Annotated in this window: 15 protein-coding genes; 6 read left to right on the forward strand and 9 right to left on the reverse strand. The window is 45.9% G+C overall.

Annotated features, from left to right (window positions below; all coding sequences use genetic code 11):
• Positions 1 to 100 precede the first annotated feature (100 nt).
• Both MJ595_RS19475 and MJ595_RS19480 read right to left on the reverse strand, forming a co-directional pair.
• Positions 101 to 1,606, reverse strand: a complete 1,506-nt coding sequence (locus MJ595_RS19475; protein WP_263079735.1) for a hypothetical protein — start codon at positions 1,604 to 1,606, stop codon at positions 101 to 103.
• A complete protein-coding gene (locus MJ595_RS19480; protein WP_263079736.1) occupies positions 1,593 to 2,552 on the reverse strand; it encodes an ATP-grasp domain-containing protein in 960 nt (319 codons plus the stop codon). The genes MJ595_RS19475 and MJ595_RS19480 overlap by 14 nt, the downstream gene beginning before the upstream one ends.
• Before the next feature lie 661 nt (positions 2,553 to 3,213).
• On the opposite strand from MJ595_RS19480, the gene MJ595_RS19485 reads away from it, so the two are divergent.
• The gene (locus tag MJ595_RS19485; protein ID WP_263079738.1) at positions 3,214 to 4,302 is read left to right on the forward strand and encodes a M20 family metallopeptidase; all 1,089 of its coding nucleotides are present in this window, start codon (positions 3,214 to 3,216) and stop codon (positions 4,300 to 4,302) included.
• 212 nt (positions 4,303 to 4,514) lie between these two features.
• Here the strand turns inward: MJ595_RS19485 and MJ595_RS19490 are convergent, their stop codons facing one another.
• The 5 genes from MJ595_RS19490 to MJ595_RS19510 all read right to left on the reverse strand — a co-directional run bounded on the left by MJ595_RS19490 (position 4,515) and on the right by MJ595_RS19510 (position 10,164).
• Complete coding sequence (locus MJ595_RS19490; protein WP_263079740.1) at positions 4,515 to 5,774, reverse strand: O-succinylhomoserine sulfhydrylase; 1,260 nt, start codon at positions 5,772 to 5,774, stop codon at positions 4,515 to 4,517.
• Positions 5,775 to 6,010: 236 nt separating this feature from the next.
• A complete protein-coding gene (gene purF / locus MJ595_RS19495; RefSeq protein ID WP_263079741.1) occupies positions 6,011 to 7,522 on the reverse strand; it encodes an amidophosphoribosyltransferase in 1,512 nt (503 codons plus the stop codon).
• A 260-nt stretch (positions 7,523 to 7,782) separates the two neighbouring features.
• Positions 7,783 to 8,301, reverse strand: a complete 519-nt coding sequence (locus MJ595_RS19500) for a CvpA family protein (RefSeq protein WP_263079742.1) — start codon at positions 8,299 to 8,301, stop codon at positions 7,783 to 7,785.
• Between the two features lie 301 nt (positions 8,302 to 8,602).
• Positions 8,603 to 9,568 carry a KpsF/GutQ family sugar-phosphate isomerase gene (locus MJ595_RS19505; protein ID WP_263079743.1) on the reverse strand — a complete coding sequence of 322 codons (966 nt, stop codon included), beginning with the start codon at positions 9,566 to 9,568 and terminating at the stop codon, positions 8,603 to 8,605.
• Positions 9,569 to 9,708: 140 nt separating this feature from the next.
• Positions 9,709 to 10,164: a YaiI/YqxD family protein gene (locus MJ595_RS19510; RefSeq protein ID WP_263079744.1), complete on the reverse strand. Its 456-nt coding sequence runs from the start codon at positions 10,162 to 10,164 to the stop codon at positions 9,709 to 9,711.
• Positions 10,165 to 10,633: 469 nt separating this feature from the next.
• Here MJ595_RS19510 and MJ595_RS19515 point away from each other — a divergent pair, with 469 nt between their 5' ends.
• The 5 genes from MJ595_RS19515 to MJ595_RS19535 all read left to right on the forward strand — a co-directional run bounded on the left by MJ595_RS19515 (position 10,634) and on the right by MJ595_RS19535 (position 15,412).
• Positions 10,634 to 11,011, forward strand: a complete 378-nt coding sequence (locus tag MJ595_RS19515) for a hypothetical protein (protein ID WP_263079745.1) — start codon at positions 10,634 to 10,636, stop codon at positions 11,009 to 11,011.
• Positions 11,012 to 11,113: 102 nt separating this feature from the next.
• Positions 11,114 to 12,448 (forward strand): transposase, encoded by a 1,335-nt coding sequence (locus MJ595_RS19520; RefSeq protein WP_263078000.1) that lies wholly within the window; start codon positions 11,114 to 11,116, stop codon positions 12,446 to 12,448.
• A gap of 112 nt (positions 12,449 to 12,560) precedes the next feature.
• Positions 12,561 to 13,454 (forward strand): hypothetical protein, encoded by an 894-nt coding sequence (locus tag MJ595_RS19525; RefSeq protein ID WP_263079746.1) that lies wholly within the window; start codon positions 12,561 to 12,563, stop codon positions 13,452 to 13,454.
• A gap of 103 nt (positions 13,455 to 13,557) precedes the next feature.
• A complete protein-coding gene (locus MJ595_RS19530; RefSeq protein ID WP_263078015.1) occupies positions 13,558 to 14,895 on the forward strand; it encodes an IS1380 family transposase in 1,338 nt (445 codons plus the stop codon).
• Between the two features lie 232 nt (positions 14,896 to 15,127).
• On the forward strand, positions 15,128 to 15,412 hold the full coding sequence (locus tag MJ595_RS19535; protein WP_263079747.1) for a hypothetical protein: 285 nt from the start codon (positions 15,128 to 15,130) through the stop codon (positions 15,410 to 15,412).
• 117 nt (positions 15,413 to 15,529) lie between these two features.
• On the opposite strand, the gene MJ595_RS19540 is transcribed toward MJ595_RS19535, so the two are convergent.
• Complete coding sequence (locus MJ595_RS19540) at positions 15,530 to 16,024, reverse strand: gamma-glutamylcyclotransferase (protein ID WP_263079748.1); 495 nt, start codon at positions 16,022 to 16,024, stop codon at positions 15,530 to 15,532.
• 44 nt (positions 16,025 to 16,068) lie between these two features.
• Positions 16,069 to 16,461 carry an MAPEG family protein gene (locus MJ595_RS19545; RefSeq protein ID WP_263079749.1) on the reverse strand — a complete coding sequence of 131 codons (393 nt, stop codon included), beginning with the start codon at positions 16,459 to 16,461 and terminating at the stop codon, positions 16,069 to 16,071.
• Positions 16,462 to 16,473 lie beyond the last annotated feature (12 nt).

The raw sequence follows: 16,473 nt of genomic DNA on the forward strand, positions 1-16,473 counted from the left end.
TACCCCGCCCCAATTGCCCAGACAAACTTCCAGGAAGTGTTGAGTCCATCATAATGAACATCAACACAACTGGCCAGAAGCCGGTAACTGAACCTCCTTGTTAACAGGCTTTCAGATGAGTTTCCCAACACTCCATAATGTTGGATAATCTTTTCGCCTTGATGTTTTTGACCTCTGTCAGCTTTTCCGGATTATTCTGGAGAGCATCAAGAACCCCAGCCAGGCCCAAAGTTTCAATGATCAGTTTGGCCAGGTTTTTACTGACTCCCCTGGCACCTGCCAATAAATCCACCATCAAACTCTCTGAAAACTGAGGTTTCACTGGCTCCTGAATCTCAGGCTTTGATATTTTTTTTTTAAGCTCAACGTTCTGATGCACCTGATGTACCGGTGCGTAAGCTTCTTCAATACCTGTATCCACCGCTTGCTGGCTAAGCAGCCTGGCACTGGCCATAAGCTCGGCTACAACAGCGTCGATACCTCCCCGGGCAACCAGGGATGCATAGTTATCCTGGCGGTTCCAGATTTCACTGGGCCATTCTTCCTGGTGACGATCCCGGGTATCCAGAATCGGATAACCTTCCGGAGTCATCTGATGGAAGGTTTCACAGGTATCCGTCATAGGTCGGGTATCATGGCTCTGGGCAAAGGTAATATTGCGCATGGTTCTCAGCACAGACGATGAAATCTTGCCCAGTTCTTCCCAGTTGTACATGGGGATATGGGGACAGGGCATCCTGCCAGCAGAAAGTTTCCACATCAGGTATTGCCCAATCCAGTCACGGATATAGGGGAATGCGGCAAAGGCTGTGGCGCACTCAAGAATCCGGTATTCATCATCATGGCTGACCGCAATATCACAGGCCCAGTACTCGGCATTAGCCGCTTTCGATGCCCTGACGGCAACCTCCAGAGCTTCTTCAGGCACATTCATATAGTCCATGCTGCCACCCTGTGAGGTATTGGTGAGCCATTCCCCTTCAGGGGGGCGACGCCAGAAAGCACACACAGGCTTATGACCGATCAACATGACCCGAATATCCGCCTTCATAGGCACAAAGTCCTGCAGGTAAACCGGGTAGTAACGCTTCTCAGCCAGCAACTCCAGCGCTTCAGCTTCACTATCTACCTTATGGACATAATAACCGCCATAATTAGATGGGCCGTAGGAACGCTTAATAATCTTTGGATAGGTAGCTGCCCTCAGAAATGTCCTGGCTTCATCCTTTTCATAGAAAATATGGGTCTTGGGAATGGGTAACCGATATTTTTCACAGAAATGGGTTACATTCTCCTTGGACTTATTGGAAAACTGGGTGTCCATGGATGGAATAAACTGCACATGGGGTAACTCCCTGGCAATATCCCTGAAGCATTCATAGGCAGTGGCAGGAATATTACCAATCAGTACATCAATATTCTTACTCTTCACTTCTTCAATGAAGCGCTGCTTATCATTACCCCAGTGATAGACAACGGTTTCAATCTTATTGGGCCAACCCTTAAAATTGGACTTATCAAAAAAACGCAATACATGATCAAGATACAGCATCCCAATAGTGGGCAGCTTTCCATTCACAGATGGCGCACCATTAGCAGACAGCATATCCAGACTCCTTCACTTCAGCAGGTGCATCATAGAGCTTCTTCACAGTCACTTTTCTTTCGATAAGATCAGCAATTTTTTCAATCTTCTTATCATTGAAATCGAGACCAAACTCTTCCTGTTCAGGGGTAGCAAATGCAGGGATACCATTTACTTCCAGAACAACATATTCTTCCCGTTCCTGATCATAGATCAGGTCAACACCGGCAATTTCCAGTCCGGTCACTTTTGCTGCCTTGATGGCAAGGGCCACCACTTCATCATTAGGCTCGCGCTTGATCACACTACCACCGCTGGTGATATTGGTTTTCCAGTCATCTTTTGGTGCCTTGCGGCCATAACAACCCACAAAATCACCGTCCACAATATCAATACGGTAGTCGCTATGGTCATTTTTAACATAGCGTTCAACAAAGAAGTGCTGTACTGCCAGCTGGTTAATGAAAGGCTGAAGCATATCCAGGGCTCCTTCATTTTCAAGTCTGACAATACCAGTACCACCCCAACCATCAGTGGGTTTATAAACGGCCCTGCCTCCCCAGTTTGCCATACTGGCGCGCAGTGCATCCAAGTTATTATGGCGACACAGGCAATAGTCAGGCGTATTGATACCGTGGCGGCGAAGCAAATGTGAGGTTTTGAATTTATCTTCCGTCAATGCAAAAGACTGAAAATTATTGATAACCGGGATCTCCCGATCCAGCATCTCGTACAGGTACATCTGATACTGAGTCTGCTGGCCCGCATTGTATGAAAAGAACAGATCCAGGTCTTCCATTACAACGCCATTGCAGACTATCGAGCCCTCATGAGCCATCGCTTGAGCCAGATTCAATCCGGAAATAGCCCCTATATCCCTCTCTCTCAAACGGTCAATAAGCTTTCGTTGGATGGCATCACCCCCACCATTCTGGTACAACCAGAGTCCAACGGTGTACTTAGACATGATCAGTTCCTGTAATAATGCTTTATATATTAATGTAGATATTGACGACAACTGTTTGATGCCAGAAGGAATCATTGTTAAGCCTGCTTTCAACTTTCTTGAAGCGTTCTTTATTTACGCTCCTAGGGGCTGTTGATGTTTTATCGCGAGCTCAGTGGTTCGTAAAGCGGCCTTACGCAAGGCGAACTGGTGCAGCGCGTAGTTATTCTACGTCAAGCCAGTTTAACGCAGTCGGAAGGCCGCTTTACGAGCCACCCGGAGGGCCAAAGCCAGCACTTCCGTGCCGTCGTTGCAGCAGCTTGAAAGGCATGAGCATTCCTGCGCTGCTACGCCTAGCCACGAAAACGCTGGCTTTGGCTGAGCACGCGATAAAACATCAACAGCCCCTAATACTGAAAACACCCCCACAAAAACCAATGGAAATCCCTCAGGGCAATTTGTGATATGCCTTATCAAGTCAGGCAAATATACCTAGTTGGCAAATAATTGTTAACCGGACGACCCACTAAACTATAAAACAGTGATACAAATCAATTTTTACTTAAACTGGGTAACCCATTTACACTTATACAGTGTAGTATTTGCACCATCAGAAAAATGCCGGAACCCCTCAATTCAACCTGTTCCGGTGCGTATAAACCCCAAAAAATGAACTAAAAAAGTGGACTTTAAAGAACTCGCCTCAATTATTGAGCTGAACTCTCACACCAATAATAAAGCCGGTGTTGATGAGAATGGACGAATTTTTGCTCAATGGATGGAAGAACTGGGCTATGAAAACCAACGTCATGCCAGAGGGCATATCGGTGACCATCTGCACTTTATTTCGCCCAAACGCAATGGTAGGAAACTGTTGTTACTGGGACACCTGGATACCGTGTTTCCTGAAAATACCTTCGAAAAATTTAGCGAAGACCAGAACTGGATCTATGGGCCTGGTGTTTGTGATATGAAAGGGGGAAACTATGTGGCCCTGAGTGCATTACGAGCTATCTATAAAAAACAGGGTAGTATTCACAATATCGATATGCTGCTGGTAAGTGATGAAGAAACCGGCAGTGATGACAGTAAGTTTCTAACCACTGAAGTAGCTAAAAACTATGATGCTTGTCTGGTGTTCGAAGCAGCGGGCATTAACAATGAAGTAGTAACCGCTCGCAAAGGTGTTGCAACAGTCTATATTGATTATCAGGGCAAGGCTGCCCATGCTGGCAATAAATATACTGAAGGCTGTAATGCCAATCTCGCCGCCGCTAAAGCCCTGATTGCCCTGACAGCACTAACAAACCTTGAAAAGGGCACCACGGTGAACGCCGGTAAAATGTCTGGCGGCATTGGTGCCAATACCATCTCTCCTAAAGCACAGCTGGCCGTTGAATTCCGCTTTACCTGTGCCCCTGAACGAGATCGGGTACTGGCAGCCATTGATCATTTAGTGGCTAACCCCGGGGTTGAAGGTGTAACCGCAGCCATGAGTGGCGGAGTCCAACGGGATGTGATGGAAAGCACTGAACAGCAGCAGGCTTTGCTAAAAGAAATCGAAAGCATTCTGGGTTATGCTCTGCCCACTGAAAAAAGGGGCGGTGTCAGCGATGCCAATACTGCTTCCTCCGTAGGCATACCCACCCTTGATGGCTTTGGCCCTTTCGGTGATGGCGATCACACCGTCCACGAGAGAGCCTGTAAAGCCAGCTTTGAAAAGCGCATTAATGAGGTAACCCGCATTCTCAGTCACTTTAGCCAAAATTAAAACCGTTTAACCCGGTGATATAGAGACGTTTCTCTTTTTTCACCACGGAGACACAAAGACACAGAGAAAAGCGTTTTTTTTATCCTTTTTGCTCCTGATAAGGGACAAAACAAGAAAACTTTGTGCCTCTGTGTCTTTGTGGTTAAAACAAAGCATACTTTTGCGACAGCCTCAGGACGCTGGGAACGAGGTAACACTGGTAACAAGCTAAATTAACATTTAATACTCGATAACCCTTTATCTAAATCCTTTTTAATATCTTCAATATTTTCCAGGCCTACAGCGATCCTGATCAGATTCTCCGTAATTCCGGTACGGTCTTTATCTTCTTCTGAAAGACGACAATGAGTTGTTGTTGCCGGATGAGTGATGGTAGAACGGGTATCACCAAGGTTAGCAGTACGAGAGATGAACTTAACCTGATCTATCACCTTCCAGGCTTGTTCACGGCCACCTTTTACCTGAAATGACAGGACACCGCCAAAACCCTGCTGTTGTCGAAGCGCCAGTTCATGCCCGGGATGATCTTGTAACCCCGGATAATGAACCTTTTCAATAACGGACTGCCCTTGTAACCATTCAGCCAGTTCAACAGTGCCCCGACAGTGAGCCTCCATTCTTAAGGATAAGGTTTCCAGCCCCTTATTAAAGACCCAGGCATTAAATGGACTGATACAGGCCCCTGCTGCCCTTTGCCATAACTGCAGTTCGTTAATCTGCTCTTCCCTGCCCACTGCAATCCCCCCCAAACAACGACCCTGGCCATCTATATATTTAGTGGCTGAATGCACCACAATATCAGCTCCCAGGGTTAAGGGTTGCTGCAATGCAGGTGTACAAAAACAGTTATCAACCACCAGCAATGCCCCAAAATTATGGGCCAGAGCTGCCAGCGCCTGTATATCGGCAATATCACCTAAAGGGTTTGAAGGGGTTTCCAGAAACAACATTTTCGTTTCCGGTCGAATGGCTTCCCGCCACTGGCGATAATCAGTGAGATCAACAAAACTGGTTTCTATGCCAAGGCGAGCCAGGTACTTGGCAAAAATAGTCACCGTAGTGCCAAAGACACTGCGGGAACAAATTACATGGTCTCCTGACTGCAGTAACGCCATACAGGTCCCAAGAATGGCCGCCATTCCTGATGAGGTAGCACAGCCCGCTTCCCCGCCCTCCAGGGCTGCCATTCTCTGCTCAAACAGGATTACGGAAGGATTGGTATAACGGGAATAGACATTACCGGGTTCATCACCGGCAAAAACCGCTTGAGCCTGGGCCGCACTGTCATAGACATAACTGGACGTTAAATAGAGTGCTTCACTGTGTTCTCCTTCACCACTGCGAATACAACCGGTTCGAATCGCCCGGGTTGCAAAGGCCCATTCATCAGTTTCGTGAGAATTTTCAGGCTGGAGAGGGTTATTTAAAGGCAAGTGATCTGATGTTGTTTTTTTTATTCTTTTATACTTCATCTGACTTATATCCTGAATAACGGGTATAAGTACTTACCCTAGCGGACTTTATAGCTAAATCATAGACGGGTTAATGGTTAATTCATCTTCTTCCCAACATCCCGAGGATGTCGCGAGAGTCTCAGCGCAATGCCCTATTTTTTTCGAACCACAAAGGACACTAGCAGTATGTCGGACTGAGGTCACTTTAAGTGACCTCAGTCCGACACGCTGCTAGGGGCTGTTGAAATGATACGCTAAGCCATTTCATCCTCATTATGCAAGTCAATCAAAGAGGCTCCATGCTCCCCTTCCCCGGGCTTTCTATTACGATTTTTTGCCAGTTTCTTCAGGTATTTTTGATCAATATGGCCAGCAACATATTCCCCATCAAACACTGAGCACTCAAAATCAGTAATCTCGGGTTGAAGAGAGGATACCGCCTTTTTCAGGTCATCCAGGGTCTGATAGATCAGGCGGTCAGCACCGATTAACGCCTCTACCTCATCCTCTGAACGACCATAGGCAATCAGTTCTTCACTGGTGGGCATATCAATGCCATAGACATTGGGATAGCGAATGGCAGGTGCTGCGGAGCAGAAATAAACCTTTTTAGCCCCCGCTTCACGGGCCATTTCAATAATCTGCTGGGAAGTGGTGCCCCGAACGACAGAATCATCCACCAGCAAGACATTTTTTCCTGCAAATTCCTGGCTGATGGCATTCAGCTTCTGCTTTACTGATTTCTTGCGAACCGCCTGTCCTGGCATGATAAAGGTGCGGCCAATATAGCGATTCTTTACAAAACCCTCCCGATAGGGCAACCCCAATCGAGTCGCCAGTTCCAGCGCTGAATTTCTGCTGGTGTCCGGAATCGGCATTACCACATCAATATCATGGTCAGACCAGTCACGAAGAATCTTATTAGCCAGGGTTTGCCCCATACGCAGCCGGGATTGATAAACGGAAATACCATCAATAATGGAATCAGGACGGGCAAGGTAGACGTATTCAAACATACAGGGACGTTTGATGCCTGGCACGCACTGATGGGTAAACAGCTGGCCTTTTTCATCAATATAAATGGCCTCCCCCGGCTCAACGTCCCGCACCCGTTCATAACCCAGGGCATCCAGCGCTACCGATTCAGAGGCAACCATATACTCCGTGCGCTTGCCTGCCTTGCGCTTACCATAGACCAGTGGCCGAATACCATAAGGATCCCGGAAACCCACCAGGCCATGACCATTGATCAGGGCAATCACGGCATAGCCTCCCTCACACCGCTCATAAACCCGGGTCAATGCCTGAAATACGTCATTGGCTTCGAGCTCATGGCGATTTCCCTTGGAAATCTCATGGGCAAACACATTCAGCAGGATTTCAGAGTCAGACTGGGTATTAATATGGCGCAAATCACTGGTAAACAGGGATTCTTTAATGGACTCTGCATTGGTTAGATTGCCATTATGGGCCAGGGCTATACCGTAAGGGGAATTAACATAAAAAGGCTGGGCCTCTGCCGAACTGGATGATCCTGCCGTTGGATAACGGACATGGGCGATTCCTGTATTACCATGCAACCGGGTCATATGGCGGGTACGAAAAACATCCTTGACCAGCCCATTGTCCTTACGCAGAAAAAAACGGTTATCCTTATTGGTTACCATCCCTGCCGCGTCCTGTCCCCGATGCTGAAGCACGGTCAGTGCATCGAACAACAGCTGGTTGACATTGACTGCTGCCGAAATACCGACAATTCCACACATGAAAAAACTTCCTCAGGCTTGATCAGCAAAAATAATGCCACTCCCTTGCCTGAATCAGGCAAGGGAGTGACTGTAGTACCGAAACAACAAGGGTTCAATCCTGACAGGTGAGACCATTGAATTCCGGTTTTTAAGGCCACTTCCAAGACTGCCACTGGAAACCATCAGATCGCTACTGCCAGCCATGGGTGGCCACAGCTGTGTATTGCCTGTTTGCAGTGCTGTTCTAACGGTATATTCTCCAAGGATGTTAGGGGCTGTTACACCGAGCCAGAAAAATGCACTTCCTCCAATAAAGGCCCGACAAAATGCATGGCGGTTTCCTTGGACCAGTCTGCCAGCATCAAAAAGTGCGGCAATAGTACCGAATTTTTCCAGGCACTGTCTTGCTCCAAAGGCGCAAAAGTCATTATTCCCACCAGGACAACCACCACCAGACAACCCCGAAGCCCGCCAAATACCATCCCCAGAAGGCGGTCGGTGCCAGACAGGCCCGTTGCCTGTACCAGCTCGGAAACAATCCGATTAACCAGTGCCCCCACCAGTAATGTGGCAACAAATAGCATGGCGCAGGCAGCCATCACTTGAACGGAAGGGGTTTCAATATAGTCTTTTAGCCGGGCGGCCAAAGCTCCCCCAAAGGTCCAGGCTACGAAAAGAGCTGCCAGCCATGTTAATAAAGAAAGTACTTCCTTAAAAACCCCCCGTTTAAGGCTAAGCAGCGCTGAAATAGCTACAATTGCTGCAATAACCCAGTCAATCCAGGTAAAACTCACCATTCGATCCCTCTATCAATGACCTAACCCGGCTATTTTACCTGAACATCAAATAAAGAACCTCCCCGAGCCGGGCAAGTGGAAAATGGAAGGCAATCAATAAACATCACCTCCATTGACTATCAACCATTAACTGCTCTCTAGGAGCCTGTCGGACTTAAGTCTGTCCTACTGCGGTCGAAGCAAATTGGTCTAAAAATTCGCTTTTGCTCGGTAAATAGAACCACTATTCACCTCACAAAAGCGAATTTTTATCCTCAATTTTCTACGATCCTCGCTACGGACGCTTAAGTCCGACAGGCTCCTAGTCAGCCCAATCAAGCAGCCCTACCACATGTTCATGATCATCTACAGCAATCAGGCACTTAACATGTGAGTCACGCATTTTCACTTCAGCGTCAGACAGCTTGGTATCCTGGGAAATGCGCAAGGGGTTACGGGTCATGATGTCACTGGCCAGCACCCCTTTCAGGCTATCATGGTTCAGCAAATAGCGCCTGAGGTCACCGTCCGTAATAATACCCTGAAGCTGATTGTTGGCATCCATCACCAGGGCCGTCCCGGTACGGGTTTCAGTCATCACCAGAACCACATCTGTTATGGCTGTATCAAGGGAAACCAGAGGTAAGCTGTCTTTGTTCATAACATCCCTGACCCGGGTCAACAGGCGACGTCCAAGGCTACCTCCCGGATGAAACCGGGCAAAGTCCTGAGGCTGGAAATCCCGGGCTTTAATCAGGGACACCGCAAGTGCATCACCAATAGCCAGAGCCACCGTTGTTGATGTGGTTGGTGCCAGGTTATTCGGACAGACTTCCTGGGTGACGCTGGCATCCAGCACAACGTCTGCATTCTGCGCCAGGGTGGAATCCAGCCCACCGGTAATCGCAATAATTTTAGTGCCAAAGCTTTTCAGGGAAGGAATCAGCTTTAGCACCTCATCTGTTTCACCACTATAGGAAATCAACACCACAATATCAGCGAGTTCGTCAAATCGTACCATACCCAGATCCCCGTGAAAGGCTTCACCAGGATGCATAAAAAAGCTATAAGTACCAGTAGAGGCCAGGGTTGCGGCAATTTTTTTGCCAATCAGTCCTGATTTACCCATGCCTGAGATAATGACCCGCCCCTTGCAATCCAGCATCAGGTTTACGGCCTGTACAAACGTACTATCCACTCGCTCGCTTAAAGATAAAAGTGCTCTTCCCTGCTCCTGCAGGGAGCTGGCTATAATCTGCTGAAAATCCAGCATACCATCCTGTGTCATTCTGATATCCACTGACTGGTCTGAAAATTCGCAAGATTATAACCTGATGACAGGCAATGAAGCAGTATATATCCGGTCTTCCTTAGAGCCGTATCATAATATTTGAAAATAGTAATGATACTGCCACCTGACTTCACACGTTATTTTGACTGTCCATAACCGGTAATAATTCTATCCAGATGGTTGGCAAAGGCTTGCCTATCGCTCTGACTAAGGGCTGCCGGGCCACCCGTATGCACCCCACTGGCACGGAGGGTATCCATAAAGTCCCGCATATTCAGGCGAGTCTTGATGGTATCCACAGTATAAAGCTCTCCCCTTGTGCTCAGTGCCAGCCCCCCTTTTTCCAATACCTCTGATGCCAGGGGAATATCACTGGTAATAACCAAATCGCCGGTTTCCAGACGCCTGACAATTTCATTATCTGCCACATCATAGCCAGCAGAAACCTGAAGCATCTTTATGTACCGGGATGAAGGTGTACGTATATATTGATTGGCCACCAGGATAAGCTCTATCTTCGCCCTTTCCACCGCCCTGAACAAAATATCCTTGATCACGACGGGGCATGCATCCGCATCTACCCATATTTTCATTTCATATCCTTGCCCAACTGTACCCGGTTGGAGATTAACACTTAGCGGCACGAGCACATCATTTTAATGCGTTTGACGCATCAGTCTGAGCTAACATCCTCTCGTTCCCAGCGTCCTGAGGATGTCGCGAAAGCCAGAAATAGACTCAATAGCGTCATCCTGTACAGGGATTGTACAGGATCCATCTTCCATGGAAGGCAGTCTAACCGCACGTATCATGCAAGCTGAGAGATTCACCTCCCTGTGATATGGATCCCGTACAATCCTTGTACGGGATGACGACGGAGAAAATTCAGACTTTCGCGACAACCTCTGGAGCCTGGAAACGAGTCTAATGGCTCTGTAATTTCAATGTTAAGGTAAGCATGACTAACAAAATCGTTATTTTTTAATCTTTTATGAACTTTCAAGTTAGAACTCAATCTACATGGAATAACAAATAACTACATCACTGAGGTGTGACAAGCACATGTATACTCTTTCAATACCTGCAAGCTTTCCAAAAACTTTAGGGTCAACTGAACTTGATGAGTGCACAATAGCAGTGCCTCATAAACAAAATACTGATTGCAGGCAAGCGCCCTGTCAGATGTCAAACAGATGGAGTGACACATACAACATCAAAGTGGATCATGGTGATCTCGTCCAGCTAGACCTTTCCTCCCAACAATTCTGTAACAGATGGAAAGGAAATATTAAAATCCAAAAACTGGAGGATGAAGGACAGCATTTTTTACTTGTTAACAACCCTGACAACAGAGAAACAGCCGAAGCAATATCTCACTGTAAGAAGACATTAGATAAAAAAAATATTACAGTTATATCTCAGCAATTCCCGCAGACTTGATTAAAGCCCTTAATAACAAGGGCTGTAGCTTGGTAGCCTCTTGCTAAAATCGCAGACTATCCGGTAGAATTTCACCACAATAATAATAACGATGCTCATGTTGTGCCGCTAACGAAACCAAGAACCATTGCTGAAAAACTGCTCAAAATAGTCTCTGATGAAGCGGGTCAAATTCCAGACTTTCGCAAGAAAAGCCAACATGACAAAATTGTCCTTCATGATGCGGTCATGAGTGGCCTGGCAGTCATGCACCTGAAATACCCTTCATTACTGGCTTTTGATCAGGATTGTGTCAATAACCCAGATAGGCTCAAGAACTTAAAGTCGATGTACAATGTCAGCTGTGTCCCCAGTGATACCTATCTGAGGGATCTGATTGACCCTATCGAAACACGCTATTTAAGGAAGTTCTTTACCCGCCTGTTTGCCTTTGTGCAACGATCTGGGCGGCTTAAGCAGTTCACTTATTTTGAGGAAGGGTATCTTGCGCCTATCGATGGTACGGGGCACTTTTGCTCAGGGAAGATTAGTTGTCCTGAGTGTTGTGTAAAAAAGCCAGGCAGCAAAAATCCGCAATACTACCATCAGTTACTGGCCTGCTGTCTGGTAAAGCCGGGCAAGAAAGAAGTATTACCTTTAATGCCTGAACCCATCATCAAACAAGTTGATGCGTCAAAGAATGATTGTGAGAAGGTAGCGCTCAAGCGGCTATTGGCGAATTTATCCAGAGAGCATCCGCACCTGCCACTGGTTCTGACTTTTGATGACCTGTACTCAGATGGACCGACCATCAAGTTGGTAAAGTCCTTTGGCTATAGCTTCATTATGGTGGCAAAGGATTCAACCCATGAGTCGTTATACCAGGCCGTCGATGAGCTGGATTGTGCAGACAAAGTGGTGCGCTATGAATATACCGATGATAAAGGGTTTACGCACTGGTTCCGGTTTGTGAATGGTGCCCCCATTAACAAGTCACACCCGGATGTGCTGGTTAACTTTCTCGAATATATAGAAATTGATCCAGAGGGCAACAAGAAGTACGTCAACACCTGGGTCACGGACATTGAGCTTTCAGCCGAGAACGTGAATAAATTCATGCGAGGAGCACGCGCTAAATGGAAAATTGAAAACGAAACGTTCAATACACTGAAAACACAGGGCTACCATCTCGAACACAATTACGGGCACGGAAAGCAGCATCTGGCCAGCAATCTGGCATGCCTGACTTTTACGGCCTTCCTCATCAACCAGATAGAACAACTGTCTTGCAAGCTCTTCCAGGAAGCGCTCAAGATAAAAAAGTCTAAAAAGGCATTCTGGCATGCCATACGAGGGCTGTTTGACTGGTTCTGCATTGATAACTGGACAGACGTATTTACAGCTATCATTGAAGGGCGAAGTGTGAGCTTGAAGTTGCTGACTGTCGATACGACATAGAGCGTTGATGTTAGCCCTGTGACCTGTGTTACCTGTCATTAAAACCGACTGCCGATATAGCAGCAGTCTGGCTCTGTTCATCCGCGATAAAATCATTTTTAATTAACTGAAAATGTGCCAGCCGGAATCTGGTTTGCGGGAATTGCTGGTTATATCTCCAGATCAGCAATGCCGTGCCGGAGGTGACCGAAAAAAATCTTTTTACAATTTAAAATCAAAACCAAAGCATCCTGAATTTGAAAGACCCGACTGGAATCCTGATAAACTTGCAGAACAGGGTTTTTTCCTGAGAGGTAATTCCGAAGTAGTATGTACTGGTTGTAATTACAAAAACAAACTCGATAGTTACACATCTTTTAAAACAAGCCATTCACCTCCCTCTTCAGACCAGTTCTCCTGGATGGGAAAATTTAAAGATTATATGGGAACATGGGCCACAGGGTTAAAACCAACGGCAGTTTGCAGTGCTAAATATTCGTCTACTCCTGAAACACCTGAAAAAGATCACTCTATATATACAACTCATCGGAAAAAAAAGGGTAGCAATTTTAAATGTCACTATAAAGATGACCAGAGAGAAACGCTATTCGATCTTAGGACTCACTATGGCAAGGGTCATTATGGCCTTCCTCAATACCGTATAATTACCAAACCTAATGAACCAGTACAATCAAACTCAACTAATAATCTAGCTTTAATGACAATAGTGGAAGACGAAAACTATCAACCTCAATTTATTGATGAAGGACACCTTTTTTATTGGGGTTCGAAATTATCTGAACCATTTAAATCATTTACCGAGGAACTAGAAAGAGCCAGTAGAGGTAAAGAATTAGCTCTTATTAAACAGCTAAACAGTCATTTTCGTCAGATTATTAATATCATCAAACCATGCCCTGCCACAGGATATTCATCTGATGAGCTAGAAATGTTGAAAGAGCTATTAAAAACCATTAGAAATGAACTTAATCAAAATCACGTTAGAGATATTATTACACTGTCCTGAATCCGTGAGTTCACTGTAGCCCAACTCCTCTGGATCAACCACAAAACGTAAGTTCCAAGTTAAAATGCACCCACTCTAATTTTCACCACCTGGGTGCATTTTTGTGAAACTGAAAATTGAACAATCACAGACGGAATTTTATACACCGGTCGCAGGGCTTTATTTCGTTGGTCATGCACTCAACAAAAAGACAGCGTTAAGCAAATCCCTGCGCAAAATAAAAAAAAGGCACCGTATCACTCATATCGACCTGATCAGAGCTTACTGCGGCCAACTGGCTCAGGGTAAAAGTGATTTTGATAATGTTGATAATAACCGGGATAACGACTGGTTCCGGTTGGCAATGGGCATTAAACAAATGCCTTCAGCCAGCCGCTTAAGACAGCGTTTCAATGAAGATGCCGCCCAACTGATTCCTTTCATCGAGGACAGCCTTACCGATGTCCTGGTTAATCTTCAGGTGCCCGTCACACCCCTTCCGAAAAAACTCGATAAGAAGCAGCACATACCACTGGATATCGACGTATTCCCTATGGATAACAGCAATACCAAAAAGGAGGGGGTCGAGTACACGTATAAAAAATTCTTTGGTTATGCCCCTATTGCCGCTTACTTTGGCTGCGAAGGCTGGTGCCTGGGATGTGAATTACGCCCAGGCTCTCAGCACTCCCAGAATGATTTTATTGGCTTTTTACAAGCAGTGCTGCACCGCAGCCGACGTTTGACCCGAGCGCCTATTCTGGTTCGCCTTGATAGTGGCCACGATGCTGAGGAATCGCGCCGGGAAATCGCCGGGTTCAAAGGTGTGAATCACATTATCAAGCTCAACCCAAGAAAGTATCACACCAAGGAACACTGGCTCCCCATTTTTGAAGAAAAGCAAGTCAAATGGGAGGAGTCGCGTCCAGGAAAGAGTTATGCGACACTCTCAACCGTCTATGAAACCAACTATGGTAACCAGCGTCTGATTATTCGCATTATCAAGCGTACCACTGATACTGTAGGGCAGAGATTTCTGACACCCGATTATGAGCTGGAAGGATGGTGGACAACACTCAGCGAAGCTGACTACAGCGATGATCAGATCATTAATCTTTATGAGGATCATGCGACCAGCGAGCAGTTTCACAGTGAGTTGAAGACTGATATGGATTTAGAGCGCCTGCCTTCAGGCAAGTTTGACACCAACGACCTGGTGATGTGTTTGGGTGCACTGGTCTATAACATTCTGCGCTACATGGGGCAGAGTTGCTTGCTCGGGCCAGATGCGCCGGTACGTCATAAAGCCAAACGACGCCGGTTAAAAACCGTGATACAGGAACTCATCTACCTGGCTGCCCGTCTTCTGAAAAAAGGACATCAATACCGGCTACGCTTTGGTCGTTACTGTCCTGGTTTCAGGTCTTTCCATCAATTAATAAGCCAGCATGCACTTTGTTGATTGAATAGCGAGATAGAAAAAAATGCCATAAATGAGAAAGTACTGTATTGATAACGGTAGGGCTTCTTTCAACCTGTCTTCAAGTTTGATGATATTTTGATCAGCATTTATGCTTAAAAACGACATAAAAACACTTCAATCAATAACCCGAGTTATTTTCAAAGGAAAAAATTAATCAGCACATTTTCAAAACTGCCGGGCAAATCAAGAAATCACGGATTCAGGACTGTGTATGCCCAATGTAGCCTCTAACAACTGTGAGCCACTAACTGAAAACCAGAGGGTATTAATGGAAAAAGGTAGTGATTATTTAGCTGCCGCCAGAGAAACCATTACTGATCCATTAAGTGAAATTTTCAAAGACGACGAACATGTAACTGAAATGATTTGGTCAATAATAGGCCAGCCAGATGGTAGTCATACCATAAGCCGTCCTCCCCGGACAGGCTTAAAAAGAACATACTCCGATTCAGATATTAGTCATCCAAGCACATCAAAGTATATGAAGAAAGCTTAGTGCAGCCAAATGCCAACCTTCATACCGTTCACTCTAAGCCTGTCGAAGTACATTGACTCATTCCTTCGACAAGCTCAGGGTAAACGGAGGCTGTATGGATATTAACGCTTGGCGACATCAGGATGAGTATATTTCCAGCTGCCGGGCTTCCCTGCCTTTATCCAGGTCATCAATAGCATGCACTGCCGCTATTTTTTTGATATACCACTGGGGAAATTCCGCTTCCCAGGCTCCAACCAATACATGAAACTTATACCATTTATAAGGAACCAGAGTGGAGTCTATTTTTATGGCATAATAGGTAAAGGCCTGCTCAATATGTCCGTCTTCGTCCATAACAGACACTAACTTTTCACCATACCCATAACCCAGACTTTCAGCCTGATCCAAGGCGCCTTTCAATGCAGGATCAAATTCGTACAGAATGCCTATCACACAATCAGATGATATCCCTGTGTAATAAGCGTCACATTTTCCTGTCCCATCCGTCCCTATTTTATGGAATTGAAGATCGTGTTTTTCTAAAAAGAAAGTACCCAGTCTCTTTGCACAGGGAACCCGTTTCAGCAAACGTGCAAACGACAGGTTTGAACCATATGCAAAGTATTTCATATCACCCTCATCCATAATGTGAATACCAGGGGCTGTCTCTTCAGTCAAAGACCTCCCAACTGACTATAAAGGACATAAAAAATATTGAATATTGATAATAAAAATAACGTGCCAAAGGTTATTTTCATTCCAAGCACCCTTTTTTTAAAGCTTCCTGATAGTAATCCCCTTGCATGGAGCACTCTTCCCGCAAGCAACGCAATACCCAGCAGGTTAACCACTATAAAAGCTCCCTGATTCAGCTCCAAAGCAAACAGCAATAACAATGAAATGGGGATATACTCCACAGCATTTGCCTGTGCAGCCCGAGCTACTTTCAGCTCCCTAACATCACCATCACCAAGACTCACCTGATGTTTTCTGCGTAACTTGATCACATTGAATGATAACCAGCCAATCAATAGCGCAGCCAATGACGCGTAAATAGCCGAAATCATGAACATATCCTT

The sequence above is a fragment of the Endozoicomonas sp. Mp262 genome, from assembly GCF_025643335.1.
Classification (GTDB): Bacteria; Pseudomonadota; Gammaproteobacteria; order Pseudomonadales; family Endozoicomonadaceae; genus Endonucleibacter.

Excerpts from the sequence above, each read along its gene's own strand:
- MJ595_RS19475 (WP_263079735.1), bottom strand. The coding sequence starts at position 1,606 with ATGCTGTCTGCTAATGGTGCGCCATCTGTGAATGGAAAGCTGCCCACT.
- MJ595_RS19515 (WP_263079745.1), top strand. The coding sequence starts at position 10,634 with ATGTATACTCTTTCAATACCTGCAAGCTTTCCAAAAACTTTAGGGTCA.
- MJ595_RS19525 (WP_263079746.1), top strand. The coding sequence starts at position 12,561 with ATGTGCCAGCCGGAATCTGGTTTGCGGGAATTGCTGGTTATATCTCCA.
- MJ595_RS19545 (WP_263079749.1), bottom strand. The coding sequence starts at position 16,461 with ATGATTTCGGCTATTTACGCGTCATTGGCTGCGCTATTGATTGGCTGG.
- MJ595_RS19490 (WP_263079740.1), bottom strand. The coding sequence starts at position 5,774 with ATGAAGTATAAAAGAATAAAAAAAACAACATCAGATCACTTGCCTTTA.
- MJ595_RS19535 (WP_263079747.1), top strand. The coding sequence starts at position 15,128 with ATGCCCAATGTAGCCTCTAACAACTGTGAGCCACTAACTGAAAACCAG.
- purF (WP_263079741.1), bottom strand. The coding sequence starts at position 7,522 with ATGTGTGGAATTGTCGGTATTTCGGCAGCAGTCAATGTCAACCAGCTG.
- MJ595_RS19540 (WP_263079748.1), bottom strand. The coding sequence starts at position 16,024 with ATGAAATACTTTGCATATGGTTCAAACCTGTCGTTTGCACGTTTGCTG.
- MJ595_RS19500 (WP_263079742.1), bottom strand. The coding sequence starts at position 8,301 with ATGGTGAGTTTTACCTGGATTGACTGGGTTATTGCAGCAATTGTAGCT.
- MJ595_RS19480 (WP_263079736.1), bottom strand. The coding sequence starts at position 2,552 with ATGTCTAAGTACACCGTTGGACTCTGGTTGTACCAGAATGGTGGGGGT.
- MJ595_RS19510 (WP_263079744.1), bottom strand. The coding sequence starts at position 10,164 with ATGAAAATATGGGTAGATGCGGATGCATGCCCCGTCGTGATCAAGGAT.
- MJ595_RS19505 (WP_263079743.1), bottom strand. The coding sequence starts at position 9,568 with ATGACACAGGATGGTATGCTGGATTTTCAGCAGATTATAGCCAGCTCC.